This is a genomic window from Paracidovorax avenae ATCC 19860 (assembly GCF_000176855.2).
GTDB lineage: Bacteria > Pseudomonadota > Gammaproteobacteria > Burkholderiales > Burkholderiaceae_C > Paracidovorax > Paracidovorax avenae.
The window spans coordinates 1,723,303-1,749,557 of sequence record NC_015138.1 but is presented as its reverse complement, the minus strand read 5'-3'; the positions used below and the strand labels follow the sequence as shown (position 1 = coordinate 1,749,557).

Genomic DNA, 26,255 nt, shown 5'->3' with positions numbered 1-26,255 from the left:
CAGCCGCGGTACTCAGCGCGGCTGGTCCCCTGCCGGCGTGGCCGCGTGGTTGCGCGCCTTCATCGCCGGCTCCATGGCCGCGGCACGCGCGCGCTCCCGCTCGAGCGTGCGGTTGATCTCGATGCCCTGGCGGTAATAGTCCTCCGCCACCACCGGATCAGGCTGCCGCACGGCCAGCCATGCCGTTGTCGTGCCGGCGACCACCACGATCGCGGGCCCGGCGATCACCATCCACACGTGGCCGAACTTCCACCAGGGCTGGGCCGCCACGGCGGCCGATGTCGTTTTTTGCGCCATCTCGAACTCCTTCCTTCGTCACCACGGCCCCATCACACCACAGGGTTGCAGGGGCCTGCCATACTGAATAACACCAACCGCCCTCGCCGCTTCAGCGCGGCACGAGGAAGATGGATTTCTCTTTCACGCGGGCCTTCGTCTCCAGGGACTGCACCTCGAAGGCCACCGGATGCGAGCCCGGCGCGGCCGAGCCGTACGGGATCTGCAGCCGCACTGCCACCCAGCGCGATTGCGCTGCGCCGATCTCCACCTCGGCCTCCGACGCGACGGCCAGCCCTTCCAGTCCGGACGCCGCGATGCGGTAGCGCTGCGGCGCCTCGGTCGCGTTCATGATTTGCAGGCTGTACACGTTCTCCAGCCGGCCGCCCGCGACGATGCGCGAGAGCGCCGCACGGTCCCGCACCACGTCCACCTTGAGCGGCGTGCGCAGCGTCAGGCTCGTGAGCATGCCGATGCACAGCGCCACCAGCACCGCCGTATAGATGAGCACGCGCGGCCGCAGCACGCGGCGCAGCATCTGCGACTGCGTCCAGCGGTTCGCCACGCCGTTCTGCGTGGAGTAGCGGATGAGCCCGCGCGGGTACTTCATCTTGTCCATCACGGTGTTGCACGCATCCACGCACAGGCCGCAGCCGATGCATTCGTACTGCAGGCCGTTGCGGATGTCGATGCCCACGGGGCAGACCTGCACGCACAGCGTGCAATCGATGCAATCGCCCAGGCCCCTGGCCCGGTGGTCCACCGACTTGTTGCGCGGGCCGCGCGGCTCGCCGCGGATCTCGTCGTACGTGACAATGAGGGTGTCCTTGTCGAACATCGCGCTCTGGAAGCGCGCATAGGGACACATGTACTTGCAGACCTGCTCGCGCAGGAAGCCGGCGTTGCCGTAGGTGGCGAAGCTGTAGAACGCCACCCAGAAGAGCTGCCAGGAGCCTTGCAGCGCCATCAACTCGGTGCCCAGCTCGCGGATGGGCACGAAGTAGCCCACGAAGGTGAAGCCCGTCCAGGCCGCGACCGCGATCCAGAGGAACTGCTTGAGCGCCTTCTTGCGGACCTTCTCGAAGGTCCAGGGCCCGTTGTCGAGCCGCAGGCGCGCGCTGCGGTCGCCTTCCACCTTGTGCTCGATCCACATGAACATCTCGGTGTAGACGGTCTGCGGGCAGGCAAAACCGCACCAGAGCCGGCCCGCCACCGCGGTGAACAGGAACAGCGACAGCGCCGAGATGATGAGCAGGCCCGTCAGGTAGATGAAGTCCTGCGGATACAGCACCAGGCCGAAGAGGTAGAAGCGCCGCGCGCCCAGGTCGAACAGCACCATCTGCCGCTCGCCCCACTGCAGCCACGGCAGTCCGTAGAACACCAGCTGCGTGAAAGCGACCATGGCCCACCGCCAGCGCGCGAACACGCCGGCGATGGACCTCGGGTAGATCTTCTTCTGGGCTTCGTAGAGGGAGACGACTTCGGCCTGTGCCGATCCGCCGTCCGCCGGAACGGGGGCGATCGGGATGACCTTGCGCGGCTGTCCGTCAGGGGGCTTCATGTGGGTTCTGCTTTGCTCTGTGGGCCGGCGGTCTCGTGTCGTGGGAGCAGGGATTGCGCGTGGGACCGTCAGGGGCGGCGCGCCGGCCGGCGGCGCCCCTGGATGCGGTCCCTCGGTTCAGTTCGCCGGGGCCGCCGCGGCGGTGTTCGCGCCCGGCTTGTTGGACAGGCCCCAGACGTAGGCGGTCAGCACGCCGATCTGCGCATCGGTGAGCTTGCCGGCCTGCGCGGGCATCTGGTTCACCTTGCCGTTGTTGATCATGGCGGTGATGGCGCCCTCGCCCCAGCCGTGGAGCCAGATGTCGTCGGTCAGGTTCGGCGCGCCCAGCGCGGTGTTGCCCTTGCCGTCCATGCCATGGCAGGCCGCGCACACCGTGAACTTGGACTTGCCCAGCGAGGCGCGCAGCGAATCGTGCGGGCTGCCCGACAGGCTCAGCACGTAGTGCGCGAGGTTGCGCACGTCCTCGGCCGAACCGACGGCCGCCGCCATGGGGGGCATGGTGCCGATGCGGCCCTTCTCGATCGTCTCGCGGATGTTGGCGGGTGCGCCGCCGTGCAGCCAGTCGTTGTCGGCCAGGTTCGGGAAGCCCTTGCTGCCGCGCGCGTCGGAGCCATGGCACTGTGCGCAGTTGTTCATGAACAGGCGCTCGCCGATGGCCATGGCCTCGGGGCTGGCGGCGGCCTGCTCGGTGCTCATCGCGGCGAAGCGCGCGTAGAGCGGCTCCAGTTCGGCACGGGCCTTGGCCATTTCATTTTCGTACTCGCCGCGCTGCGACCAGCCCAGCTGGCCGCTGAAGCGTCCCAGGCCCGGATAGGCGGCCAGGTAGCCCAGGCCGAACACGATGGTGATGACGAACAGCCACATCCACCAGCGCGGCATCGGGTTGTCCATCTCGGTGAGATCGCCGTCCCAGACGTGGCCCGTGGTGTTGTCCGCGCGCGGCTCGACCTTCTTGCGCGCGGTGATCCACAGCAGGATGAGACAGCCGGCGATGCCGCCGAGGGTCAGTGCGACGACGTACACCGACCAGAAATTGTGGGTGAAGTCACTCATGGTTCTTCTCGTTCTCGAAAGAATTCAGTGGAGCGTCCGGCTCGGTGAACGGCAGCTGCGCCGCCTCCTCGAACCGGGACCGGTTGCCGCGGGAGAACGTCCAGGCCAGGATTCCGAGGAACAGGGCGAACGAGATCAGCGTCGCGGCGATGCGCACGGTGGTGATGTCCATGGCGGTCTCCCCTTACTTGAGCGCGCGGCCCATGACCTGCAGGTAGGCCACCAGCACGTCCAGCTCGGTCTTGCCCTTGACCTCCTCGGCCGCACCGGCGATCTGCTCGTCGGTGTAGGGCACGCCCACGGTGCGCAGCGCCTTCATGCGGGGTGCGGCGACGGACGGGTCCACCGGGGTTTTCTCCAGCCAGGAGTAGGCGGGCATGTTGGACTCCGGCACCACGTCGCGCGGGTTGTTCAGGTGGATGCGGTGCCATTCGTCGCTGTACTTGCCGCCCACGCGGTGCAGGTCGGGGCCCGTGCGCTTGCTGCCCCACTGGAACGGGTGGTCATAGACGAACTCGCCGGCCACGGAGTAGTGGCCATAGCGCAGCGTCTCGGCGCGGAACGGGCGGATCATCTGCGAGTGGCAGTTGTAGCAGCCCTCGCGCAGGTAGATGTCGCGCCCCAGCAGCTGGGTGGCCGTGTAGGGCTGCACGCCGTTGACCGGCTCGGTGGTGGACTTCTGGAAGAACAGCGGCACGATTTCCGCCAGGCCGCCGATGGCCACCACCAGCACGATCAGCACGATCATGAGGAAGTTGTTGGTCTCGATCTTCTCGTGGGAGAAGCCGGCTTTTGTCGTTGTGTTGTCGGACATGAAAGCGCTCCAGGGTTTCAGGCGTGGGCAGGTGCCACGGCCGGGATCTGCACCTTGACCGAGCGGCCGGCCATGGCGGTCTTCCACACGTTCCAGGCCATCACCACCATGCCCGCGAGGTAGAGCAGGCCGCCGGCGAAGCGGATGACGTAGAAGGGATAGGTGGCCTTCACGCTCTCGACGAAGGTGTAGGTGAGCGTGCCGTCGGCATTTACCGCGCGCCACATCAGGCCCTGCATCACGCCGGCGATCCACATGGCGGCGATGTAGAGCACGATGCCGATGGTGGCCATCCAGAAGTGCAGCTCGATCGCCTTGATGGAGTGCATCTTCTCGCGGCCGAACAGGCGCGGCACGAGGTAGTAGAGCGAGCCCATCGTGATCAGGCCCACCCAGCCGAGGGCGCCGGCGTGCACGTGGCCCACGGTCCAGTCGGTGTAGTGGCTCAGGGCGTTCACCGTCTTGATGGACATCATCGGGCCCTCGAACGTGGCCATGCCGTAGAACGACAGCGACACGATCAGGAAGCGCAGGATGGGATCGTCGCGCAGCTTGTGCCAGGCGCCCGAGAGGGTCATGATCCCGTTGATCATCCCGCCCCAGCTGGGCGCCAGCAGGATCAGCGAGAACACCATGCCCACGGACTGCGTCCAGTCGGGCAGCGCGGTGTAGTGCAGGTGGTGGGGACCCGCCCACATGTAGGTGAAGATCAGCGCCCAGAAGTGCACGATCGACAGGCGGTAGCTGTACACCGGGCGGCCGGCCTGCTTCGGGATGAAGTAGTACATCATTCCCAGGAAGCCGGCCGTGAGGAAGAAGCCCACGGCGTTATGGCCGTACCACCACTGCACCATCGCGTCCTGCACGCCGGCGTAGGCCGAGTAGCTCTTCATCCAGCCCGCGGGCACTTCCGCGCTGTTGACCACGTGCAGCAGCGCCACGGCGAGGATGAAGCCGCCGAAGAACCAGTTGGCCACGTAGATGTGCTTCACGCGGCGCTTGCCCACGGTGCCGAAGAACACGATGGCGTACGACACCCACACCAGCGTGATCAGGATGTCGATCGGCCACTCGAGCTCGGCGTATTCCTTGCCCGTGGTGTAGCCTAGCGGCAGGCTGATGGCCGCGGCCACGATAACCGCCTGCCAGCCCCAGAACGTGAACGAGGCAAGCCGGCCCGCGAACAGGCGCACCTGTCCCGTGCGCTGCACCACGTAGTAGCTGGTGGCGAACAGCGCGCAGCCGCCGAACGCGAAGATCACCGCGTTGGTGTGCAGCGGGCGCAGGCGGCCGTAGCTGAGCCACGGAATGCCGAAGTTGAGTTCGGGCCAGGCGAGCTGCGCGGCGATGACCACGCCGACCAGCATGCCGACCACCCCCCACACCACGGCCATGATTGAAAACTGCCGCACGACCGTGTCGTTGTAGTGCGCGGCGTTCGAGACAGAAGAATCCATCGGGCACCTCTTTTGGTTTGCTTACAAATTCTGACGAGGGGGGCCCCGGAGCCGTTTGACCAGCGTCAATCGTCCCGAAGAATGCGTTCGCCTTCCTGTTCGACGTTGTCGAATTGCCCCCGGTCGATGGCCCACCAGAGCCCGACCAGGATCAGCAGCACGAGCACGACCGACAGCGGAATCAGCAGGTACAGGATGTCCATCACGCGGCTCCCTGCGCCAGCGGCGCGGCGGTGGGCGGCAGGGCAGCATCCGCCCCCATGGCGGCCGCACCGGCATCGCTGCCAGCGCCCCGCGCGAGGCGCGCCGCGTTCGCCACCACCAGCAGCGAACTGAGCGCCATGCCCAGCCCCGCGAGCCATGCCGGCATCCAGCCGGCGACGGCCAGCGGTACGCACAGCGCGTTGTAGGCCGCGGCCCAGGCCAGGTTCTGCCGCACCACGCGCAGCGTGCGCCGCGCGAGCCGCACGCTGCGCTCCACCAGTGCGAGCTGGTCGCCCATCACCACGAAATCCGAACGCGACCGCGCGAGCGGCACGGCCCGGCCGAAGGCGAACGACACGTGCGCGCCCGCGAGCACCGGCCCGTCGTTGAGGCCGTCGCCCACCATCGCCACGTGCCGGCCGGCGGCCTGCAGCGCGCGCATGCGGTCGAGCTTGTCCTGCGGCGAGCAATCGCCGCGCGCGGCATCGATGCCCGCGCTGGCGGCCACGCGCGCCACCGCGTCGGCACGGTCGCCGGAAAGCAACTCGACCGACAGCCCGGCCTCGCGCAGGCGGGCAACGACGCCGGCCGCGTCGGGCCGCAGATCCTCCCGCCAGTCGAAACACGCGACCTCCGCGGGCCACGCGGCCGGGGACGCGCCAGCCTGCAAAGGCTCCGCGCCCAGGGCCACCCGCTGCGTGGCGGCTGCACCGGCATCCGCGGCCCGGCCCAGGCGCAGCACGGCAGGCGCCCTCAGGCCCTGCAGGTCATCCACCCGGGCGGCCAGGCCCTGCCCTGCCACCTCGCGCACATCGCTCAGCCGCCAGCGCTCGATGGCGCCCTCCCCCTGCGGACCGGCCGCCTGCACCAGCGCACGGGAGAGCGGATGCAGCGAGTGCCGCGCCAGCGCCGCCGCCAGGGCCAGCGCTTCCGCCTGCGTGAAGCCCTGCGCCGGATGCACGCCCGCGATCCGGATGCCGTCCTGCGTCAGCGTGCCGGTCTTGTCGAACACGACCGTGTCCACCGCCGCCAGGGATTCCAGGGCCTGCAGGTTGCGCACCAGCACGCCCTGCCGAGCGAGCGCGCCCGCCGCCGTGAGCATGGCCACCGGCGTCGCGAGCGAAAGAGCGCACGGGCAGGTCACGATGAGCACTGCCACCGCGACCATGAGTGCATGTTCCGGGTCGGTCTTCCACCACCACGCCGCCGCCAGGCCCGCGGCCACCAGCACGCCCGCAAGGAAGGGCCGCGCGATGCGGTCGGCCAGTTGCGCCAGGCGCGGCTTCTGCGCCGATGCGGACTCCATCAGCGCGACGATCTCGGCAAAGCGCGTATCGCCGCCGACACGCTCCACATGCACCTCCACGGGCGCGCGCAGGTTGTAGCTGCCGGCCGTCACGGCCGCGCCTTCCGCACGCGCCAGCGGGGTCGATTCCCCCGTGAGCAGCGCCTCGTCCACCTGCGTGCTGCCGCGCTCGATGCGCCCGTCTGCCGGGAAGGCCTCGCCCGGCAGGATGCGGACCACGTCGCCCACCGCGAGCCGGCGCACGGCGACGCGCGTGAATGCGCCATCGGCGCCGCGCCGCTCCACGCTGTCGGGCAGGCGGTTCATCACCGCCTCCAGCGCGCCCGCCGTGCGGTCGCGCATCCGCATCTCCAGCCAGCGGCCGGTGAGCAGGAAGAACACGAACATGGTCAGCGAGTCGTAATAGACCTCGCGGCCGAAGGCGCCGGCCGGATCGAAAGTGCCCGCCGTGCTCACCACGAAGGTGATGCCCATGCCCAGCGCGACCGGCAGGTCCATGCTCACGCGGCGCAGGCGCAGGTCGCGCAGCGCGCTCGAGAAGAACGGGCCGCACGAGAAGATCATCATCGGCAGCGTGATGACCCAGGAGGCCCAGCGCAGCAGCCGCTCCATCTCGGCCGTGAGGTCGCCCGGCTGGGCCACGTACGCAGGCCACGCGTACATCATCACCTGCATCATGCAGAAGCCCGCCACCAGCCAGCGCCACAGGGCCTTGCGGCCCTCGCGCCGGCGCTGCTCACGGGCCAGCGCATCCATGGCCGGCAAGGCGGGGTAGCCCGCGCGCGCCACCGCGGCCATCCATCGCGACGGGCGCACGCGCCGGGCGTCCCACACCACCCGCGCGCGGTGCGTGGCGGCACTCACCTCGGCCTGCAGCACGCCCGGCACGCCGCGCAGCGCGTCCTCCACCGTGAGCGCGCAGGCCGCGCAATGCATGCCGCCGAGCACCACGTGCGACTCCCACAATCCTTCGGGGGCGTGCCCTGGCCCGGCTGCGCCGGCGGCCTGCGTGCCCACGGGCCGCCCGAAGGCGGTCCATTCCTGCGGATCGTCGAGCAGCTCGGCAGCGGAATCGGCGGCGTCCGCCGGCGCGGAAGGATCGGACATCATGGAGCCGAAGGCTAGGCCCCATGGCGCCGGTCCGCGTTGACGCATGTCAAGACACGGGCAACCACTTCGGCCTACTCTGCCGTTACGCCAAGGCCGTGCCGGCCCCGGCATCTCCCATCTTTTCCAGGAGAACAACGATGTCCTACCGCCGCATCCTCATCGCCACCGACGGCTCCGACCTGTCCGCCAAGGCCGTCGAACACGGCCTGTCCCTGGCCCGGCTCTCGGGCGGCCGCGTGGTCGCGTTCAAGGTCGTGCCGCGCTACCCGCGCAGCTATTTCGAAGGCGGCTCGCCGGTGGATGCCGCCGAGGCCCGGCGCATCGAGAGCCAGTGGGCCACCAACGCCCAGGCGCTGGTGGACGGCATCCGGCAGCTGGGCGATGCCCAGGGGGTGAAGGTCAAGCCCGTGGTGACCAAGTCGGACCTCGTCGCCGAGGCGATCATCGCCGCGGCCACCAAGCACGACTGCGACCTGATCGTGATGGCCTCGCACGGCCGCAAGGGCATCAAGCGCCTGCTGCTGGGCAGCGAGACCCAGCACGTGCTCACGCACTCGAAGGTGCCCGTGCTCGTGCTGCGCTGAAACCGTGCCGCCGTACGGGTGGCTCAGTGGCTGCCCAGGTACAGCTGCGCCATGCGCTGGTCTTCCAGCAGTTCCCGCGCCGGCCCGTGCAGCACGCAGCGCCCCTGGTCCAGGATGTAGCCCTGCTGGCTGATGGCCAGCGCCTGGCGTGCGCGCTGCTCCACCATCAGCACCGACACGCCCGCCGCGGGCAGGCGCTGCACCATGTCGAACACCTTGCCGACCAGCGAGGGCGCCAGCGCGGCCGTGGGCTCGTCCAGCACCATGATGCGCGGCGACGGCATCAGCGCTCGGGCGAACGCCAGCTGCTGGCGCTCGCCGCCCGAGAGGTTGCTGGCCGGCTGCGGCAGCCGCTCCACCAGCGCGGGAAAGTCTGCCAGCACTTCCTCCATGCGCTGCTTCAGGTGCTTCACGCCACGCACCACCTGCAGGTTCTCGCGAACGGTGAGCGAGGGAAACACGTTCGCCACCTGGGGCACATAGGCCAGGCCGGCATCGAAGCGGTCCTCGGCCGACAGCGGGGTGATGTCGCGGCCGTCGAGGTGGATGCTGCCCGCCACGCGCGGCAACAGGCCCAGCAGCGCTTTCACCAGCGTGGACTTGCCCGCGCCGTTGGTGCCGGCGATGGTCACGATCTGCCCCGGCGCCACCGCCAGGCCGATACCGTGGATGATGTCCACCTCGGAGTAGCCGCCGCGCAGCTGTGCGATCTGCAGCAGGTTTTGTGCATTCATGGCTGCGCCGCTCATACCACCCCTCCCATGTAGGCTTCCTGCACACGCGGATCGTCCAGCACGCGGTGCGGGTCGCCCTCGGCCAGGATGCGGCCCCGGTCCATCACGATCATGCGGTGCGACAGCGCCTTGAGCGCCTGCAGGTGGTGCTCGATGACGATGAAGGCGATGCCCCGGCCCTGCAGCTCGCGCACACGGTCGCAGATCTCCTCGATCAGCACCGGGTTCACGCCCGCGAAGGGTTCGTCCAGCAGGATGCAGCGCGGGTCCAGCATGAGCACGCGGCCCAGCTCCACCAGCTTCTTCTGACCGCCCGAGAGGCCACCGGCCGGCACATCGCGCACGCGCGCCAGGTTCAGGAACTGCAGGATGCCGTCGGCCTTCGCCGCCAGTTGGGCCTCGTGATCGCGCAGGCTGCGCGTCTGGAAGAAGGCGTTCACCAGCCGCTCGCCCTGCGGATTGGCGGCGGCGGCCATGAGGTTCTCATGCACCGTCAGGCTCTTGAACTCGCGCGGGATCTGGAAAGTGCGTACCAGTCCCAGGCGGGCGCGGCGGTGCGGCGGCAGGCGCGTGATGTCCTGCCCTGCGAAGGCGATGCGCCCGGCATCGGGCGGCTGCTGGCCCGCGATGGCGGCGAACAGCGTACTCTTGCCGGCGCCGTTCGTGCCGGCAATGCCCAGTATCTCGCGCTCGGCCAGGCGCAGCGACACGTGGTCCACCGCCTTGAAGCCACCGAACAGCCGCGTCACGGCCTCCACTTGCAGCATGCTCATTTCGCCTTGCCTCCGAACAGGCCATGGGGCCGGTAGAGCGTCACCAGGATCAGCGCGAGGCCCACGGCGGCCAGGCGCAGGCTGGCCATGCCCACTTCCGACACGCCCGGCACCCAGTCCTTGGCGAAGCGGGAGCCTTCGAGGAACACCATCAGCAGCAGCGAGCCGAACATGGCGCCGCGCACCGTGCCCGAGCCACCCATGACCAGTCCCATCCACACGTAGAAGGTGATGAGCGGGATGAACTGCTCGGGCGTGATGAAGGTGATGAAGTGGGCGTAGAAGGCACCCGCCACGCCGGCCAGCGCCGCGCCCAGCATGAACACCTGCACCTTGAATCGCGCCGGGTCCTTGCCCAGGGCGGACAGCGCGGCCTCGTCGTCGCCGATGGCCTTCAGCAGCCGGCCGAAGGGGCTGCGCGTGAGGCGCACCGTGCCCCAGCACACGATCCCCACGATCATGGCCAGCACGGCGAAGATGGCCATGTCGGACGTCCCGGGTCCCCAGGCCGCGAACAGCTTGGGCAGGCCCGGCAGGCCCTGCACGCCGTTCGTGAGCCAGCTCTCCTGCTGGATGGTGATGCGCACCGCCTCGGAAAACCCGAGCGTGACGATGGCCAGGTAGTCATCGCGCAGCCTGAGCGACAGCAGCCCGATCGGCAAGGCCAGCAGCCCCGACAGCAGCCCCGCCGCGGCGAAGCAGGCCGGCAGCGGCAGGCCCTTGAGCGACAGCAGGCCCGAGGTGTAGGCGCCGACGGCGAAGAACGCCACCACGCCGAAGTTGACCAGGCGCGTCAGTCCGAACTGCAGGTTCAGGCCGAGCGCCAGCAGGCAATAGATGAGGGCCACGATGCCGATGGCACAGAGATAGGCGACCATGTCTTTCTTCGCTCCCTTGTCAGCGCACCAGTTGCACCCGGCCCATGATCCCGGCGGGCCGCAGCAGCAGCACCAGCGCCAGCACCACGAACGACAGCACGAGCTTGTACGACGGCCCCAGCAATGGCACCGACAGCTCCTGCACAATGCACAGCACCAACGCACCCAGCACGGCCCCCACCGGGCTGCCGATGCCGCCGAGCACCATGGCGGCGAACGCGGGGATCAGACTTTCCCAGCCCATTTCCGGCGTGACGATGGCCTTCATGCCCAGCAGCACGCCGCCGATGGACGAGAGCGCTCCCACCAGCAGCCACAGGCACAGCATCAGCCCGCCGGCACGGATGCCGCTGGCACGCGCCAGGTCCGCGCTGTCGGCCACGGCGCGCAACTGGCGGCCGAAGCTGGTGCGGTAGATCAGCACGAACACCACCGCCAGGCAGGCGGCGGCGATGGCCGCGATCAGCAGGTCGGTGGGCAGGATGCGGATGCCGCCGAAGTTCCAGGCACGCACCAGAGGCAGCTCGAACGTGCGCTGGTCGTGCCCCGCGAAGAACGAGATCAGGCTGCGCAACAGGAAGCCCAGGCCGATGGCCGCGAGCATGGAGGCCACCATGGGCCGCCCCGCCAGCTTGCGGAAGATCAACTGGTAGGAGCCGGCCGAGACCACTGCCGTCACCCCCACGCTGGCGATGGCCGCCAGCCACAGCGGCACGCCGCCCAGCGACTGCACGGCCACGGCGGCATAGGCACCGGTGGTCATCAGGTCGCCCGTGGCGGCATTGGGAAAGCGGTTGACTCCCATCACCAGGGTCATGGCCAGCGCTGGCAGGGCCACTACCAGGCCCTCGATCAATCCATTGATCAACAGGTTCGTGAAATCGATCCAGGTCATTGCGTCATCTCGTGCATCGCCGTCACATCGCGATGGACACCACGTCGCGCCGCACCAGCTGGCCCTTCTCGATCACGTACACACCGAAGTCCGGCGTCGCGTCGCCGTACTTGTCAAAGTCCAGCTTGCTGGAGGCGCCTTCGTAGTTCACCTTGGCCTTCTTTGCGAGCTGCGCCTTGCCTTCGGCGAAGGTATAGACGGCCGTGCCCGGTGCGTTGGAGATATCGCGGATCTTCGCGTTGACCTGCTCCACCGTGGCCTTGGCGCCTGCGGCCTCCATCGCCAGTGCCAGCGAGATCACCATGTCGTAGGCCATGGCGGCATAGATGTTGGTGGCCGCGGATTTGCCCGTGGCCTTGGCGTACGCCGCATCGAAGTGCGCGAACGCGGTGCTCTTCTCGTTGGAGACCGTGTCCACCGAGATGATGCCCTCGCACACCTCGGCGCCCAGGGCCTTCACCAGGTCGGGGTTGGCCGCCCAGCCCGGGATGACCCATTTGTTCTCGGCGCCGGACTGGAACCACTCGCGCAGGATGATGGTGGTGTCGGGCAGGTAGGAGCCCATCACGATCACGTCGGGCTTGGCCGCCAGGATCTTCTGCAGCTCGCTGCGGTAGCTGGGCCGGCTGGGTTCGTAGGTGACGTTCGCCACCACCTTGCCGCCGCGCTTTTCCCACACGCGGGTGAAGCCTTCCACGTTGCCCAGGCCCGAGGCGTTGTTGAACGCCATCGTGGCCGGCCGCTTGAAGCCGCGCTTGGCGCAGATCTCGGCGAAGGCCGCGCCGAAGCGGTCGTTGGTCGCCTGGAAGCGCCAGACCAGGTCCTTGGTGTCGAGCGTGGAGATGGCCGGAGCCCCGGAGACGTTCATCTCGATGATGCCGGCCGCTTCGGTGAGCGGCAGCACGGCCAGCGACACGCCCGAGGCCCACGTGCCCAGCACGGCCTGCACCTTGTTCACCTCGATGAGCTTCTTGGCCGCGAGCACCGCGGCGTCGGGCTTGGTCTGCGAGTCCTCGGTGAAGAGTTCCAGCTTGCGGCCGCCCGCGCCCCCGGCGGCATTCACTTCATCCACGGCCAGGCGGATGGCCTGCTGCATGCCCGGGCCGTAGGGGCTGCCCGCGCCCGTGATCGGCGTGAGCGAGCCGATGCGGAACACCTCGCCCTGCTGGCTGAAGCCGAGAGAGGGAAGGCACTGCAGGACGGCCGCGGCGCCGCCGAGCTTCATGAGGTTTCTACGTTGCATGGTGTGTCTCCGGTCTGGATGCGGGGGGGGGGGGTGGAATTCAGAGGGTGTTCTTGACGAAGGCGCCGTCCTTGACGATCGCGCGGATGCGCTCGCCCTGGCCCAGCAGGCAGGCGATGTCGGCCAGCGGGTCACCATCCACCAGCAGCAGGTCGGCGATGGCGCCCGGGGTGATTTCTCCGAGCTGGCCCTGCTGGCCCAAGATCTCGGCGCCCACCAGCGTGGCCTGCTGCAGCACCGGGCCGTTGCCCAGGATTTCGGCGCGCAGGCGCAGTTCGTCGGACTGCAGGTAGTGCGTCTCGGCGAGCAGGTCGCTGCCCAGGCCCATCTTCACGCCGGCCTTCGCCAGGATCTCGATCGCCTGCCTGCCCTGTCCGCGCACTGCGTCGATCTTGGCGATGGAGACGGCCGGCAGGCCGTAGCGCTCGCCCTCGTTCGCGAGGCCTTCATAGGTGACGAGCGTGGGCACCATGAACGCGCCCGCCTCGGCCATCAGGTCGGCCGTGGCCGCATCGACCAGGTTGCCATGCTCGATGGTGCGCACGCCGCAGCGCACGGCGCGGGCGATGGCGCGCGGCGTGTAGGCGTGGGCCATCACGTAGGTGCTGGCGTTGTCGGCCTCCTCGACGATGGCGCGCAGCTCGGCCTCCGAGTAGCCCAGGTTGCCGATCGGATCGTTGGGCGAGGCCACGCCGCCCGAGGCCATGACCTTGATCTGCGTGGCGCCCTTCAGGATCTCCTCGCGCACCGCGAGCCGGCAGGCATCGACGCCGTCGACCACGCGGCCGATATTGCCCAGCTTGTACGCGCACGAGCACACGTCCAGGTCGTCGCTGCGCTGGCGGAAGTCCGCATGCCCGCCCGTCTGCGACAGCGCCTTGCCCGAGGGGAAGATGCGCGGGCCCTGCACCAGGCCCGTGCGCACCGCTTCGGCGAGCGACCAGTCCGCCCCGCCCGCATCGCGCACCGAGGTGAAGCCGCGATCGAGCATGCCGCGCATGATCGGCAGCGAACGCAGCATGGTGAACACGTTCGGCATCTTCGCCACCGTGCCGAGGTTGAACGAGGACGCCACCACGTGTACGTGGCAGTCGATCAGGCCCGGCATGAGCGTCATGCCGCGGGCGTCGATCCTCTGCGCGCCCTCCGGCGCCTGCAGTTGCTCGCCCACTGCGGCGATGCGGCCGTCCGTCACCAGGACCGAGACGCCGGAGCGCAGCGTGAGCGCATGCACGTCCAGGACGCGGCTGTTTTCGATCAGGAGGGAAGTCATGAAGGGTTTCGTTGGGGAAAAGGGTCGGCTTCGCAATTACTCATGGCACCGTGGACGGTGGCCCATGCCGCTGCCGGCACTGCACCCAGCTGGTGCGAAGGCGGCTGCGACGGGAAAGCGGGAGTCACACGGCAGTCACGGACGCATTTATCGGGCCAGAGCCACCCCGGCCGCAACGCCTAAAATCTCACCACTCCATGAGTGGTACTCATACGCCCTATGCGCCGCCTCTGCCCGACCATTTCCGAACTGAACGCTTTCCACTCCGCGGCAAAGCACCATGCCTTCACCATGGCGGCGCGCGAACTGTGCGTGACCCAGAGCGCCATCAGCCGCCACATCGCGTCGCTGGAGGAATACCTGGGACAGAGGCTCTTCATCCGCAAGGCGGGCGGGCTGGAGTTGACGGACGCCGGCGCCACCTACCTCAACGCCACCCGCCCCGCGATGGCGGCGCTGGAGTCGGCGACGGCGCAGCTCATGTCGTACGGCGGCAGCGGCGGCGCGCTCAATTTCTCGGTGCCTCCGACCTTCGCGGCACAGTGGCTGTTCCCGCGGCTGGGCCACTTCAAGCGCACCCTGCCCCAGGTGGCGCTCAACTTCGTGCGCTACCAGCATGCGCACGATTTCGCGGTGCCGCATGAATTCGACGCCGCCATCCAGTACGGCTACGGCAACTGGCCCAGTGCCAATGCCCGCTACCTGATCGGCAAGGAGACCAGCATCGTCTGCAGCCCCCAACTGCGCGACACGCTGCGGCTGCGCACGCCGCAGGACCTGCAGCATGCCACGCTGCTGCAGCACATCGAGGTGCCGCTCGCCTGGCACGACTGGATGGAGGCGCACCAGTGCGACACGGCCGGCAGCCGCTTCGGGCCGGGCTTCAATCTCTACTCGCTCATCATCCGCGCCGCGGTGTCCGGCTTCGGCGTGGGCATCGTGCCCACCTGCCTGGTGGAGGACGAACTGCAGGCCGGATCGCTGGTCGAGCCGCTCGGCCGGCGGTTCGAAAGCCCCCTGGGCTACTACCTGTGTGCGCCCACGGCCCGCACCAACCTGTCGGTCTACAAGCTGGTGGCCGCGTGGCTGGAACACTGCTGCAGCCACGCGCCCGCGGCGCATGGCACTGCATCGCCTGCGGACGGATGCATCTTCTGCGCTGCGGACACGCCCTGAATCGCGGCAGGCCCGCAGCCTGCCAGGAACACAAGAGCGGTCCCGGGCAGTGCGGCACTCAGCCGAACAGCCCCTTGTACTGCTCGCGCAGCAAATTCTTCTGCACCTTGCCCATCGTGTTGCGTGGCAGCTCTTCGGTGACGAAGCAGCGTTTGGGAATCTTGAAGTTCGCCAGGCGCGCCTTGAGCGCCGCGATGATCGCCTCGCCATCGATTTGCGCACCGGCCTTGGGGATCACCACCGCCACGCCCACTTCCCCGAAGTCCGGGTGCGGCACGCCCACCAGCGCGCTCTCGGCCACGCCGGGCATCTCGTTGATGAAGCCCTCGATCTCGGCCGGATAGACGTTGTAGCCGCCGGAGATGATGAGGTCCTTGCTGCGCCCCACGATGTGGACATAGCCCCGCGCATCGACCTTGCCCACGTCGCCCGTCCTGAACCAGCGGCCGCCCTGCCCGTCCACGGCGAACTCCTCCTTCGTCTTCTCCGGCATGCGCCAGTAGCCCTGGAACACGTTCGGCCCCTGCACCTGGATGTGGCCGATCCCGTCGGTGGCCACCGGCTGCCCCGCGTCGTCCACCACGCGCAGGCCCACGCCCGGCAGCGGGAAGCCCACCGTGCCGCCGCGGCGCTCCTCCTGCCCGCCATGGCGCGGGTCGGCAGCGTACGGGTTGCTGGTGAGCATGATGGTCTCGCTCATGCCGTAGCGCTCCAGGATGGTGTGGCCCGTGCGGTCCTGCCATTCCTTGAACGTCTCGATCAGCAGGGGGGCGGAGCCGGCCACGAACAGCCGCATGCGGGCAGTGCTCTCGCGATTGAGCGCAGGCTCGGCCAGCAGCCGCACATAGAGCGTGGGCACGCCCATGAACACCGTGGCTCGCGGCATCGCGGCGATCACGGCCTTCGGTTCGAACTTCGCGAACCAGACCATCGGGCTGCCGTTGATGAGCGCCCCGTGGATCGCAACGAACAGGCCGTGCACGTGGAAGATCGGCAGCGCGTGGATGAGTACGTCGCCAGGCTTCCAGCCCCAGTAGTCCTTGAGCACCAGCGCGTTCGACAGCAAATTGCCGTGCGTGAGCATCGCGCCCTTGCTGCGGCCCGTGGTGCCGCTGGTGTAGAGGATGGCGGCCAGGTCGTCCGCTGACCGTGCCACCGGCTCGTGCACGCTGGAGTGGTGCGTCGCGCGCTCCAGCAGCGTGCCCGTGCGGTCGTCGCCGAGCGTGAACACGTGCGCCGTGCCGGCCGTGAACGCCAGCTTGGAGACCCAGCCGAAATTCGCCGGCGTGCAGACTACCACCGCGGGCTCGGCGTTGCCGATGAAGTATTCGATCTCCGCGCTCTGGTAGGCGGTGTTCAGGGGCAGGAACACGAAACCCGCGCGCAGCGTCGCGAGGTACAGCAGCATGGCCTCGACCGACTTCTCCACCTGCACCGCGATGCGGCTGCCCTCGGGCAGATTCAGCGACGCGAGCAGGTTGGCGATGCGCGCGCTGGCCTGCTCCAGGTCCGCCCAGCTGTAGTGCAGGGGCAGCCCCTCGGGCGACGTGGCCTCGACGGCGATGCCGCCCAGGTCCGCCGGGAATGCGGCGCGCAGGGCGCTGTAGAGGTTCTGGTGGCCGGCGGCCGATGCGGAGGCCGGCGTGCGGGAAGGCGATGCAAGCAGTTGGGAAGACATGGTGGATGGATGGTTGGGCGAAAGCAAAAGGAAGATGAAGAAAAACAGGTTGCGTATGCGTTGCCGGTGTCCCTCTCAGAACTGCGCAGGCCGCTTCTCCAGGAACGCCGCGATGCCTTCGCGGTGCTCCGCGCCGGCAGCGTAGGCATACGGATCGGCCCCGGCCTGCAGCACACTGCCGCCGCCCTGCCGGCACGCACGCAGCGTCTGCTTGTTGAGCCGCGCCGCCCGGGGCGCGAGCGCCGCGATGCGCCCTGCGCTGGCCCACGCCTGCGCGGCCAGTCCGTCGTCCGCCACCACGGCCGCCAGGAAACCCTGCGCGGCCAGCGGCCCGGCATCGAACGTGGCGGCCTCCAGGAGCATGCGGCGGGCCAGTGCATCGCCCACGGCCTGCGCCACCAGCGCGGCCTCGCGCGGCGCCATCGGAAAACCCAGCCGCGCGATCGGCGCGCCGAAGCGCGCGGATTCCGCCGCGAACCGCACGTCGCAGCAGGCCGCGATCTCCACCCCCGCGCCCATGCAAGCTCCGCGGATCGCAGCCACGATCGGCACATCGCACGCCAGCATCGCCGACAGCCCGCCCCACACATCGTGCTCGTGGAAGTCGCGCAGGCTCCCGGGATCGAACCGGAACGCCGGGTATTCGGAAATGTCGCCCCCCGCGCAGAAGGCATCGCCCTCCCCCTCGATCAGCACGCAGCGCGCATCCTCGCGGGCCTGGATGCCCTCGAACACCTCCCGCAACTGCCGCCACATGGCCCGCGACATGGCATTGAGCCGCCCCGGATGCCGCAACGTGACACGCACGATGCCGCGCCCATCCTGCGCCGCGGCCTCCGGCCACACCACCCCGACCTCACCCGCCATTCATATCCCCTCGTTTTGCGAAAACCCCTGCCGTGGAACCGGCTCCGCCGGGCCACCGGCGTCGCCCCCCTTCCGCGCGCAGCGCGAGAAAGGAGGAAGGCGCACAGCGCCTCAGGGGGGGCTCACTCCAGCTTCGCGCCAGAAGCCTTCACCACCTGCGCCCAGCGCTTCACCTCCGCCCCGACCATCGCACCGAATTGCGCCTGCGTGAGCCCGCCGTAGTCGGCGCCGTTCTTCGCCCACACGGCCTTGATCTCGTCGGCCGCGCCGATGCGGCGCACCTCCTCCACGATGCGCGCCTGCAGGTCCGTCGGCGTGCCTTTCGGTGCCCAGAGGCCGTACCACGTGGTCACCGTGTAGTCGGGCAGGCCCACTTCGGCCGCGCACGGAACGTCCGGGAAAGCCGGGTTGCGCTGCTTGCCCGACACCATCAGCGCACGGATGCGCCCGCCCTTGATGTGCGCCGCGGAAGAACCCAGTCCGTCGAACATCATGTCCACGTTGCCGCCGATCAGGTCCTGCAGCGCAGGCCCCGCACCGCGGTAGGGAATGTGCGTGATGAACGTGTTCGACTGCAGCTTGAACAACTCCCCCGCCAGATGGTGGGAGGTTCCCGACCCCGCCGAAGCGTAGTTGAGCTTGGCCGGATTGCGCCGCACGTGGTCCAGGAAGGCCGGGAACGCCGTGAACGGCACGTTGCGCGGGTTCACCACCAGCACCTGCGGCACGTTGGCCAGCAGCGCCAGCGGAATGAAATCGCGCTCGATGTCGTAATCCAGCTTCGGATACATCGACGGCGCGATCACGTGGTGTGTGCCGCCCATGAACAGCGTGTAGCCGTCCGGCGCGGCCTTGGACGCATAGCTCGCGCCCACCGTGCCGCCGGCACCGCCCCGGTTGTCGATGACCAGCGTCTTGCCGGTGGACTTGGAAAACTGCGCCGCCAGCGGCCGCGCGAACGCGTCGGTGCCGCCGCCGGCCGGGAACGGCACCACCAGCGTGACCGGCTTGGCCGGCCAGGGGTCGTTCGCGAAGGCGCGGCCGGCCGCGAGCGCGAGGCCCGAAGCGGCGGCCCCGCGCAGCAGGGCGCGCCGGGGCAGCGCCGCAGCGGGCGCCTGGAAAGGATTCACTGGCATCGGTCTTGTCTCCTGTCGTCGTTGTGGTGATTCGTCGATCCGATATCCGAAAGGGGGCGGCACGGCCGGCCGCAGGGCTCAGCCGCGGGCGAGGCTGTCGATGTCTCCCGACACCGGTACGCGGCCCTGGGCCAGGAGCGCCCGGTGCTTGTCGATGCGCTTGAGGTCGTAGAGGTAGTTCACCATGAGGCCGAACGACTGCTTCTGCCCCTTGGACGACGGGTCCCCCGCCCAGTTGAGCCGCTCCACGCGCGCCCCGTTGCCGAGGTGGAAGCGCGCCACCCCATCCACGGGGCGGCCGTCCTGCAGTTCGCGCCCCAGGTAGCGAGCCGCGCAGTGCAGCAGCCACTGCCGCAGCGGCGACTTCACGGGCAGCTCCAGCGCCTTCTCTGCCGCGGCTATCACCTGCGCGGCCTGCGGCGCCTCCGCCCCGATGGCACGGCCCAGTTCGGTGCGGCGCTTGTCGTCCATGGCTTCGAGCATGCCTGCGCAGTGCTTGCCGAACCATGCGCGGAAACCCGGAATCGGCGAGAGCGTGGCGAAGGTCCGCAGCCGCGGGAACTCGGCCGACAGCGTCTCCACCACATGCTTGATGAGCGAATCGCCGAAGCTCACGCCGCGCAGGCCCGTCTGCGTGTTGCTGATCGAATAGAAGATCGCCGTGTTGGCGCGGGCGATGTCCACGGCCGCGCCATCCTCGTCCAGCAGCGGCGTGATGCTGTCCGAAATCTCGTTGACCAGCGCCACCTCGACGAAGATGAGCGGCTCGTTCGGCAGCCGCGGGTGGAAGAAACCATAGCAGCGGCGGTCGCTGTCGAGCCGGTTCTTCAGGTCCGCCCAGCTGCGGATGTCGTGCACGGCCTCGTACTTGATGAGCTTTTCCAGCAGCGACGCCGGCGAATCCCACGACAGGCGCTGCAGCTCCAGGAAGGCCACGTCGAACCACGTGGAGAACAACTGCTCCAGTTCCGCGTCCAGCGGCAGCAGCCGCTTGTCGCCCTTGAGCTGCGGCAGCAGTTCCGCGCGCAGGTCCACGAGGAAGCGCATGCCCTGCGGGAACACCGCGAACCGCTGCAGCAGCCGCGTGCGCGGCGAGACCAGGGCGCGGCGCAGATGGACTTCCGCGTGCGCCTCGTCTTCCGTGCCGGCTGCAGCCTCGTAGCGCTTCTGCGCCGACTTGAAGCGCGTGGCATCGGGCGCGAACTGCTCGCACATCAACAGCCACATGTCGCGGCGCTCTTCGGGCTTGGCCTCCGCATACCAGGCGGCCACGGCCTCGGCCTGCCGGCCGCCCTCCACCTCGCTGGCCTGCGGCGCCGCGACCGCCTGCAGGTCGGCCAGCAGCCGGCGCAGAGCGCGCGGGGACAGGGCCTCGTTCGCGCGCCGCAGCGTGGCGGCCATGCGCTCGGACGTGGAACGCGGCGGCGGTGCCTTGGCCGGCGCAGGGGCCGGGGCCGGGGCCGGGGCAGCAGCAGCGGGCGGGCGGCCACCTCCTGCCGCGCCCGCGGCATCGAGGTCGGCGATCGGGGCTTCGGTGCGCAGGCGGGCGACACTGCGCGTGATCCATTCGGAGGCGGCATTCATGGGGCGATCCTGGAGTGGTGGTGGCGGGCAATGTCGCGCAGCGCCACGCGCTGCGCGAGAAGATGGTGGCGCATGGCCTGCTCGGCGGCCTCGGCATCCCCGCGCCGCAGCGCGGCGAACACCGCCAGGTGCTCCGCCAGGCTCTGCTGCAGGCGGCCGGGCGCATGCAATTGCTGCAGCCGCGCCAGGCGCAGGATCTTGCGCAGGTCGCCGATCACCTGGGCCAGCCAGCGGTTGTCGGCCAGCACGATGAAGGCTTCGTGGATCGCATGGTTGGCCGCGTAGTACTCGGCGATGCGGCCGGCGGCAGCATGTTCCTGGAGCCGCTCGTGCAGCACCTCCAGCGCGGCCACGTCGGCCATGCCGGCGCGCAGCGTCGCCTCGTGCGCGGCGCGGCCCTCCAGCAACGCGATCACGGGGAAGATCTCGTCCAGGTCCCGCTCTGTCACCTCGGCCACGAAACAGCCCCGCCGGGGCTCGTGGCGCAGCAGGCCCTCGGCCGTGAGCACCTTCAGCGCCTCGCGCAAGGGGGTGCGCGAGATGGCGAGCCGCTCGCACAGCGCGGTTTCGTCCAGAAAGGTGCCCGGCGCGAACTCACCTGCAAAGATCTGCTCGCGCAGGCGTTCTGCGACGTTGTCGTGCAGAGAGGCGGTCGATGTGCGCATACAACGAGTGCCCGGGAAGGCCTTTCAAGGAACCGAAGAGCCGGCGAGGCACCTGCTCAGCTTCGGTGACCTTGCCGTAATTTTTCATAATTATGAGCGGATGCAACAGAGCCCCAATGTAGGACTTTCACCCGGGTCCGATCCGTTGCCTGTACGACACAGTGATGTGCGCAGCGCAACGGCGGCAGCACACGGCGAACGCCGTCAGCCAGGGGATGCGTACCGAGCCGGGGGCGGGTTCCCGCTCCGATACGCTACAGCGGCCTTTTCCCCTTGGCTTTCGGGCCGTGCTGGAATCCTTCAGTGCGCCGGCGCCACGCGCGCCGGCTGCCGCCGTGCCCACGCCCACAGCAGCACCCCGGCGACGATCATCGGCACGCAGAGCCACTGGCCCATGCTCATGCCGAGCGACAGGATGCCGAGGAACGCGTCCGGTTCGCGGAAATATTCGGCGATGAAGCGGAAACACCCGTATCCCACGAGGAACGCCGCCGCCACCTCGCCCTGCCGGCGCTCGCGCCGCGCATACAGCCACAGCAGCACGAACAGCAGCAGCCCTTCCATCAGGAACTGGTACACCTGCGAAGGATGGCGCGGCAGCATCGAGCCGCTCTGCGGGAACACCATGCCCCAGGGCAGCGACGGGTCGCAGAACCGTCCCCAGAGTTCGCCATTGATGAAATTGCCCACGCGCCCGGCCGCAAGGCCCGTCGGCACGCAGGGTGCCACGAAATCCGCCACCTGCAGCCACGGCCGGTGGCGCGAGCGCGCGAACCACACCATCGATGCGATCACCCCCAGCAGTCCGCCGTGGAAGCTCATGCCGCCCTGCCAGATGTAGAAGATCTCCAGCGGATGCGACAGGTAGTAGCCGGGCTTGTAGAACAGGCAATAGCCCAGGCGCCCGCCCACCACCACGCCCATCACGCCCAGAAACAGAATGTCCTCCACGTCCTTGCGGGTCCAGGCCTGCGCGCCGGTGAGCGAGGCATAAGGCTCGTGCCGCAGCCGGCGCGTGCCCAGGAACATGAAGAGGCCGAACGCGGCCAGGTAGGTCAGGCCATACCAGTGGATGGCGAGCGGCCCGATCTGCAGGGCGATGGGATCGATATGCGGGTACATGAGCATGGTGGGCGGTATTGTGCCCGCCGCGTCGGGCCTGCGGCAGAAGCCCCCGTCCAGGGGCCGCCGCAGGCGCATCGCCCCATCCGCCAATTGGCGATGATCGCCTGCATGAAGATATGAGCAGGTATGCACTCAGCGAGACGCCGGCCGCTGTGGCGGGCTGTGAGTGCCCCGCAGTTGCTCCAGCCGCTCGCGGATCGCCGCGGGCTTGTCGCGGCTGCCATTGATGGGTTCGCAACCACCCGGAAGGATCGCTTCGGATGCATGCGAAGCCGGCTGGTAGTGCAGCGTCTCGCACCCGCATCGCAGGCGAGCCTTCAGCGCCCGAGTGCGGGCGTCCCGGACTTCGGCCACCCAGCAGGCATCGGCGCACCCGCAGGAGTGATAGATGAGCGTTTCCCCAGCATGGGGCCAGTCCAGTGGATACGGCGCGGTTGCGGCAACGGCCACGGTCGTCCACCCCATGGAAAACAACAGCGCCGCGGCGGACACGGCTACAGCCCTGGAGGACTTGGCGGCCACGTGCGCGCCAACGGAGTCAGAGCCGGCTCTCATGCTCGGACATCCACGTGCGAAACCGCTCTTCGAGCCGGGATGGTTTCAGGGAAAAACAGAACACGTCCATGCCGCCATCGTAGGGACAGTACAGGTTTCCGCTGCGCGGCGAAACGAATGTGATGCCCGCCAGTTCCCAGCGGGCAACCTTCCGGGTCAGCACTTCGAAGAAATCGGGTTTCCAAACGGTGGCCAGGGCACGGACGAAGTAGTAGTCCTCATTGAGCATGGGCTTTTCCACAGCAGGAAATCGGATGGTGTGATCTCTCAATTGGCGCCCCACGATCTGGTGGCGACTGCGGCCCTTCAACCTGGGCTCTCCTTGGTGGCATCGGTATACATAGATCGTCTCGCCGGAGGTGAACAACTCGCCCGCAACAGCTAGGTGCCGCATCAGCAGTTCTGCAAAGTCCGATTCATTGTCCGGATACCGCTTTGACCCGGGCAGCGAATGGAAACGCGTCCACCTTGCGGCAAGGTCACCCCGCAGCAGATGCCCGACCGGGGGAATATGCGGGAACGCGGACAACCACCAGGAAAGCGGATCGACAACCATTTTTTAGAAAGACGGTGGTTTTCGCACAGCAGCCGCCCGACACCACCGCCACAGAGGAAAAGATGCCCGTGGATGATGCAATGAATACCGCCCAACGCGAACGATTCTGATCACTGTACGCATGCATACCGCCAGCCCGGGGACTTTGCGCGCCAGCACGACAAAGTCACGCAACGGCGCGATACTCCCTGCCTGACAAAAACAAGGAAAAGAGCACACCATGCAGGGCAACCCACAGGTCATCGACTACTTCAAGGATCTGCTGCGCGGCGAGCTGGCCGCACGCGATCAATATTTCATCCATTCGCGGATCTACGAGGACCAGGGCTTCGTGAAGCTCTACGAGCGCCTGAACCACGAGATGGAGGAAGAGACCCAGCACGCCGACGCGCTGCTGCGCCGCATCCTGTTCCTGGGAGGCCTGCCCGACATGCGCCCCCGCGAATTCACGCCCGGAACCACGGTGCCCGAGATGCTGCGCAAGGACCTCGACACCGAATACGAAGTGCGCGCCGCCCTGCAGACGGGCGTGCACCTGTGCGAGGGCGTGCGCGACTACGTGAGCCGCGACATCCTCCTGGCGCAGCTCAAGGACACGGAAGAAGACCACGCCTACTGGCTGGAAAAGCAGCTGGGCCTGATCGACCGCGTGGGCCTGCAGAACTACCTGCAGTCGCAGACCGCCTCCGACACGCCCTGATCCCGGTCGCATCCGCAGCGGTCTGCCCATGAAAAAGCCGCACCGTCGCCGGTGCGGCTTTTTTTCGACCGGAGCGCGGCGGCAGGCTCAGTCGTCCAGCAGCGACAGGTCGCGCACGGCGCCCTTGTCGGCCGACATCACCAGCTTGGCATAGGCCTTGAGCGCGGCCGACACCTTGCGCGGACGCGGCTTCGCGGGCTTCCAGCCCTTGGCGTCCTGCTCGGCGCGGCGACGGGCCAGTTCCTCGTCGGAGACCAGTACGTCGATCGTGCGGTTGGGGATGTCGATGCGGATGCGGTCGCCGTTGCGCACCAGGCCGATGGCACCGCCAGCCGCCGCCTCGGGCGAGCAGTGGCCGATCGACAGCCCCGAGGTGCCGCCCGAGAAGCGCCCGTCGGTCAGCAGCGCGCAGGCCTTGCCCAGGCCCTTGGACTTGATGTAGCTGGTCGGGTAGAGCATCTCCTGCATGCCGGGGCCACCCTTGGGGCCTTCGTAGCGCACGATGACGATGTCGCCCGCCTTCACCTTGTCGGCCAGGATGTTCTCCACGGCCTCGTCCTGCGACTCGGTCACATGGGCCGAGCCCTCGAACACGTGGATGGATTCGTCCACGCCAGCCGTCTTGACCACGCAGCCATCCAGCGCGATGTTGCCGCGCAGCACGGCCAGCCCCCCCTCCTTCGAGAACGCATGCTCGACGGAGCGGATGCAGCCTTCGGCGCGGTCCAGGTCCAGGCTGGGCCAGCGCGTGTTCTGGCTGAACGCCACCTGCGTCGGGATGCCGGCCGGGCCTGCCATGTAGAAATGGCGCACGGCCTCGTCCTGCGTGCGGGTGATGTCCCACTGCGCCAGCGCATCGCCCAGCGTGGGGGCGTGCACGGTGGGTGCATCGGTGTGCAGCCGGCCCGCGCGGTCCAGTTCGCCCAGGATGGCCATGATGCCGCCGGCGCGGTGCACGTCCTCGATGTGGTACTTGTTGGTGTTGGGCGCCACCTTGCACAGCTGCGGCACCACGCGCGAGAGGCGGTCGATGTCGGCCATGGTGAAGTCGATGCCGGCCTCCTGGGCAATGGCCAGCAGGTGCAGGATGGTGTTGGTGGAACCGCCCATGGCGATGTCCAGCGTCATCGCGTTCTCGAAGGCCTTGAAGCCCACCGAACGCGGCAGCACGCGCTCGTCGTCCTGCTCGTAGTACTGGCGTGCCAGTTCCACGATGCGGCGGCCGGCGCGCTTGAAGAGCTGCTCGCGGTCGGCGTGCGTGGCCACCACGGTGCCGTTGCCGGGCAGGGACAGGCCCAGCGCCTCGGTCAGGCAGTTCATGGAGTTGGCGGTGAACATGCCCGAGCAGGAGCCGCAGGTGGGACAGGCGGAGCGCTCCACCTCGGCCACGTCGGCGTCGGAATACTTGTCGTCGGCGGCGATCACCATGGCGTCCACCAGGTCGAGCTTCTTGAACTCGATGGTCTTGGTGACGGGATTGGCCAGGCGCGTCTTGCCGGCCTCCATGGGGCCGCCGGAGACGAACACCACGGGGATGTTCAGCCGCATCGCGGCCATCAGCATGCCGGGCGTGATCTTGTCGCAGTTGGAGATGCAGACCATGGCATCGGCGCAGTGCGCGTTGACCATGTACTCGACCGAGTCCGCGATGATGTCGCGGCTGGGCAGCGAATACAGCATGCCATCGTGGCCCATGGCGATGCCGTCATCCACCGCGATGGTGTTGAACTCCTTGGCGACGCCGCCGGCGGCCTCGATCTCGCGGGCCACGAGCTGGCCCAGGTCCTTCAGGTGCACGTGGCCGGGCACGAACTGGGTGAAGGAGTTCACCACCGCGATGATCGGCTTGCTGAAGTCTTCGTCCTTCATGCCGGTGGCGCGCCACAGGGAGCGGGCACCGGCCATGTTGCGTCCGGCGGTGGAGGTCTTGGAACGGTATGCGGGCATCGTGGGTCGGAGAAAGGTTGGAAGGAGGCGGTCGCTCGGCGACGCGGAATTATCCTCCAGTGCCTTCCCCCGCCGGGCGGCATGCCTATCTCCGCCCCGGCGGCA

25 protein-coding genes are annotated in these 26,255 nt (G+C 68.5%); 3 read left to right on the top strand and 22 right to left on the bottom strand.

Annotated elements, in window-relative coordinates; translation table 11 throughout:
* Nucleotides 1-12 precede the first annotated feature (12 nt).
* The 8 genes from ACAV_RS07725 to ACAV_RS07690 form a co-directional block, all read right to left on the bottom strand.
* A complete protein-coding gene (locus ACAV_RS07725) occupies nt 13-297 on the bottom strand; it encodes a FixH family protein (RefSeq protein WP_013594010.1) in 285 nt (94 codons plus the stop codon).
* Nucleotides 298-388: 91 nt separating this feature from the next.
* Nucleotides 389-1,837 (bottom strand): cytochrome c oxidase accessory protein CcoG, encoded by a 1,449-nt coding sequence (gene ccoG, locus ACAV_RS07720; RefSeq protein ID WP_013594009.1) that lies wholly within the window; start codon nt 1,835-1,837, stop codon nt 389-391.
* 117 nt (nt 1,838-1,954) lie between these two features.
* On the bottom strand, nt 1,955-2,890 hold the full coding sequence (ccoP, locus tag ACAV_RS07715; RefSeq protein WP_013594008.1) for a cytochrome-c oxidase, cbb3-type subunit III: 936 nt from the start codon (nt 2,888-2,890) through the stop codon (nt 1,955-1,957).
* Nucleotides 2,883-3,062, bottom strand: a complete 180-nt coding sequence (locus tag ACAV_RS07710) for a CcoQ/FixQ family Cbb3-type cytochrome c oxidase assembly chaperone (protein ID WP_013594007.1) — start codon at nt 3,060-3,062, stop codon at nt 2,883-2,885. The genes ccoP and ACAV_RS07710 overlap by 8 nt, the downstream gene beginning before the upstream one ends.
* 12 nt (nt 3,063-3,074) lie before the next feature.
* Nucleotides 3,075-3,704: a cytochrome-c oxidase, cbb3-type subunit II gene (gene ccoO, locus ACAV_RS07705; protein WP_013594006.1), complete on the bottom strand. Its 630-nt coding sequence runs from the start codon at nt 3,702-3,704 to the stop codon at nt 3,075-3,077.
* 17 nt (nt 3,705-3,721) lie between these two features.
* Complete coding sequence (ccoN, locus tag ACAV_RS07700) at nt 3,722-5,161, bottom strand: cytochrome-c oxidase, cbb3-type subunit I (RefSeq protein ID WP_013594005.1); 1,440 nt, start codon at nt 5,159-5,161, stop codon at nt 3,722-3,724.
* A 65-nt stretch (nt 5,162-5,226) separates the two neighbouring features.
* Nucleotides 5,227-5,364, bottom strand: coding sequence for a cbb3-type cytochrome oxidase assembly protein CcoS (ccoS, locus tag ACAV_RS07695; protein ID WP_011794659.1), 138 nt, complete (start codon nt 5,362-5,364; stop codon nt 5,227-5,229).
* On the bottom strand, nt 5,364-7,781 hold the full coding sequence (locus ACAV_RS07690; protein WP_013594004.1) for a heavy metal translocating P-type ATPase: 2,418 nt from the start codon (nt 7,779-7,781) through the stop codon (nt 5,364-5,366). The genes ccoS and ACAV_RS07690 overlap by 1 nt, the downstream gene beginning before the upstream one ends.
* 137 nt (nt 7,782-7,918) lie before the next feature.
* Between ACAV_RS07690 and ACAV_RS07685 the strand changes: the two genes are divergently transcribed.
* Entirely contained in the window at nt 7,919-8,365 is a 447-nt protein-coding gene (locus tag ACAV_RS07685) for a universal stress protein (RefSeq protein WP_013594003.1), read from the top strand.
* A gap of 23 nt (nt 8,366-8,388) precedes the next feature.
* Here ACAV_RS07685 and ACAV_RS07680 read toward each other — a convergent pair whose 3' ends face one another.
* The 6 genes from ACAV_RS07680 to ACAV_RS07655 are packed head-to-tail and all read right to left on the bottom strand — an operon-like array spanning nt 8,389 to nt 14,161.
* The gene (locus ACAV_RS07680; protein ID WP_041829050.1) at nt 8,389-9,099 is read right to left on the bottom strand and encodes an ABC transporter ATP-binding protein; all 711 of its coding nucleotides are present in this window, start codon (nt 9,097-9,099) and stop codon (nt 8,389-8,391) included.
* A gap of 11 nt (nt 9,100-9,110) precedes the next feature.
* The gene (locus ACAV_RS07675) at nt 9,111-9,872 is read right to left on the bottom strand and encodes an ABC transporter ATP-binding protein (RefSeq protein ID WP_013594001.1); all 762 of its coding nucleotides are present in this window, start codon (nt 9,870-9,872) and stop codon (nt 9,111-9,113) included.
* Nucleotides 9,869-10,750 (bottom strand): branched-chain amino acid ABC transporter permease, encoded by an 882-nt coding sequence (locus tag ACAV_RS07670; RefSeq protein ID WP_013594000.1) that lies wholly within the window; start codon nt 10,748-10,750, stop codon nt 9,869-9,871. The genes ACAV_RS07675 and ACAV_RS07670 overlap by 4 nt, the downstream gene beginning before the upstream one ends.
* Before the next feature lie 19 nt (nt 10,751-10,769).
* The gene (locus ACAV_RS07665; RefSeq protein ID WP_013593999.1) at nt 10,770-11,645 is read right to left on the bottom strand and encodes a branched-chain amino acid ABC transporter permease; all 876 of its coding nucleotides are present in this window, start codon (nt 11,643-11,645) and stop codon (nt 10,770-10,772) included.
* Between the two features lie 22 nt (nt 11,646-11,667).
* Nucleotides 11,668-12,888, bottom strand: a complete 1,221-nt coding sequence (locus tag ACAV_RS07660; RefSeq protein WP_013593998.1) for an ABC transporter substrate-binding protein — start codon at nt 12,886-12,888, stop codon at nt 11,668-11,670.
* Nucleotides 12,889-12,928: 40 nt separating this feature from the next.
* On the bottom strand, nt 12,929-14,161 hold the full coding sequence (locus ACAV_RS07655; protein ID WP_013593997.1) for a metal-dependent hydrolase family protein: 1,233 nt from the start codon (nt 14,159-14,161) through the stop codon (nt 12,929-12,931).
* A 219-nt stretch (nt 14,162-14,380) separates the two neighbouring features.
* Between ACAV_RS07655 and ACAV_RS07650 the strand changes: the two genes are divergently transcribed.
* Nucleotides 14,381-15,337, top strand: a complete 957-nt coding sequence (locus ACAV_RS07650; RefSeq protein WP_013593996.1) for a LysR substrate-binding domain-containing protein — start codon at nt 14,381-14,383, stop codon at nt 15,335-15,337.
* A 58-nt stretch (nt 15,338-15,395) separates the two neighbouring features.
* Here the strand turns inward: ACAV_RS07650 and ACAV_RS07645 are convergent, their stop codons facing one another.
* The 7 genes from ACAV_RS07645 to ACAV_RS24515 all read right to left on the bottom strand — a co-directional run bounded on the left by ACAV_RS07645 (nt 15,396) and on the right by ACAV_RS24515 (nt 23,503).
* Complete coding sequence (locus tag ACAV_RS07645; RefSeq protein ID WP_013593995.1) at nt 15,396-17,015, bottom strand: malonate--CoA ligase; 1,620 nt, start codon at nt 17,013-17,015, stop codon at nt 15,396-15,398.
* Nucleotides 17,016-17,090: 75 nt separating this feature from the next.
* On the bottom strand, nt 17,091-17,882 hold the full coding sequence (locus ACAV_RS07640; RefSeq protein ID WP_013593994.1) for an enoyl-CoA hydratase/isomerase family protein: 792 nt from the start codon (nt 17,880-17,882) through the stop codon (nt 17,091-17,093).
* Nucleotides 17,883-18,004: 122 nt separating this feature from the next.
* On the bottom strand, nt 18,005-19,018 hold the full coding sequence (locus ACAV_RS07635) for a Bug family tripartite tricarboxylate transporter substrate binding protein (RefSeq protein ID WP_013593993.1): 1,014 nt from the start codon (nt 19,016-19,018) through the stop codon (nt 18,005-18,007).
* Nucleotides 19,019-19,096: 78 nt separating this feature from the next.
* Complete coding sequence (locus ACAV_RS07630) at nt 19,097-20,602, bottom strand: malonyl-CoA decarboxylase (RefSeq protein ID WP_013593992.1); 1,506 nt, start codon at nt 20,600-20,602, stop codon at nt 19,097-19,099.
* A complete protein-coding gene (locus ACAV_RS07625) occupies nt 20,599-21,267 on the bottom strand; it encodes a GntR family transcriptional regulator (RefSeq protein ID WP_013593991.1) in 669 nt (222 codons plus the stop codon). The genes ACAV_RS07630 and ACAV_RS07625 overlap by 4 nt, the downstream gene beginning before the upstream one ends.
* A gap of 300 nt (nt 21,268-21,567) precedes the next feature.
* Entirely contained in the window at nt 21,568-22,395 is an 828-nt protein-coding gene (lgt, locus tag ACAV_RS07620; protein WP_041829047.1) for a prolipoprotein diacylglyceryl transferase, read from the bottom strand.
* A gap of 535 nt (nt 22,396-22,930) precedes the next feature.
* Complete coding sequence (locus ACAV_RS24515) at nt 22,931-23,503, bottom strand: DUF3885 domain-containing protein (protein ID WP_157768736.1); 573 nt, start codon at nt 23,501-23,503, stop codon at nt 22,931-22,933.
* A gap of 220 nt (nt 23,504-23,723) precedes the next feature.
* On the opposite strand from ACAV_RS24515, the gene bfr reads away from it, so the two are divergent.
* Nucleotides 23,724-24,203, top strand: a complete 480-nt coding sequence (bfr, locus tag ACAV_RS07610) for a bacterioferritin (RefSeq protein WP_013593987.1) — start codon at nt 23,724-23,726, stop codon at nt 24,201-24,203.
* Between the two features lie 87 nt (nt 24,204-24,290).
* Here bfr and ilvD read toward each other — a convergent pair whose 3' ends face one another.
* Complete coding sequence (gene ilvD, locus ACAV_RS07605) at nt 24,291-26,150, bottom strand: dihydroxy-acid dehydratase (protein ID WP_013593986.1); 1,860 nt, start codon at nt 26,148-26,150, stop codon at nt 24,291-24,293.
* Nucleotides 26,151-26,255: the final 105 nt, after the last annotated feature.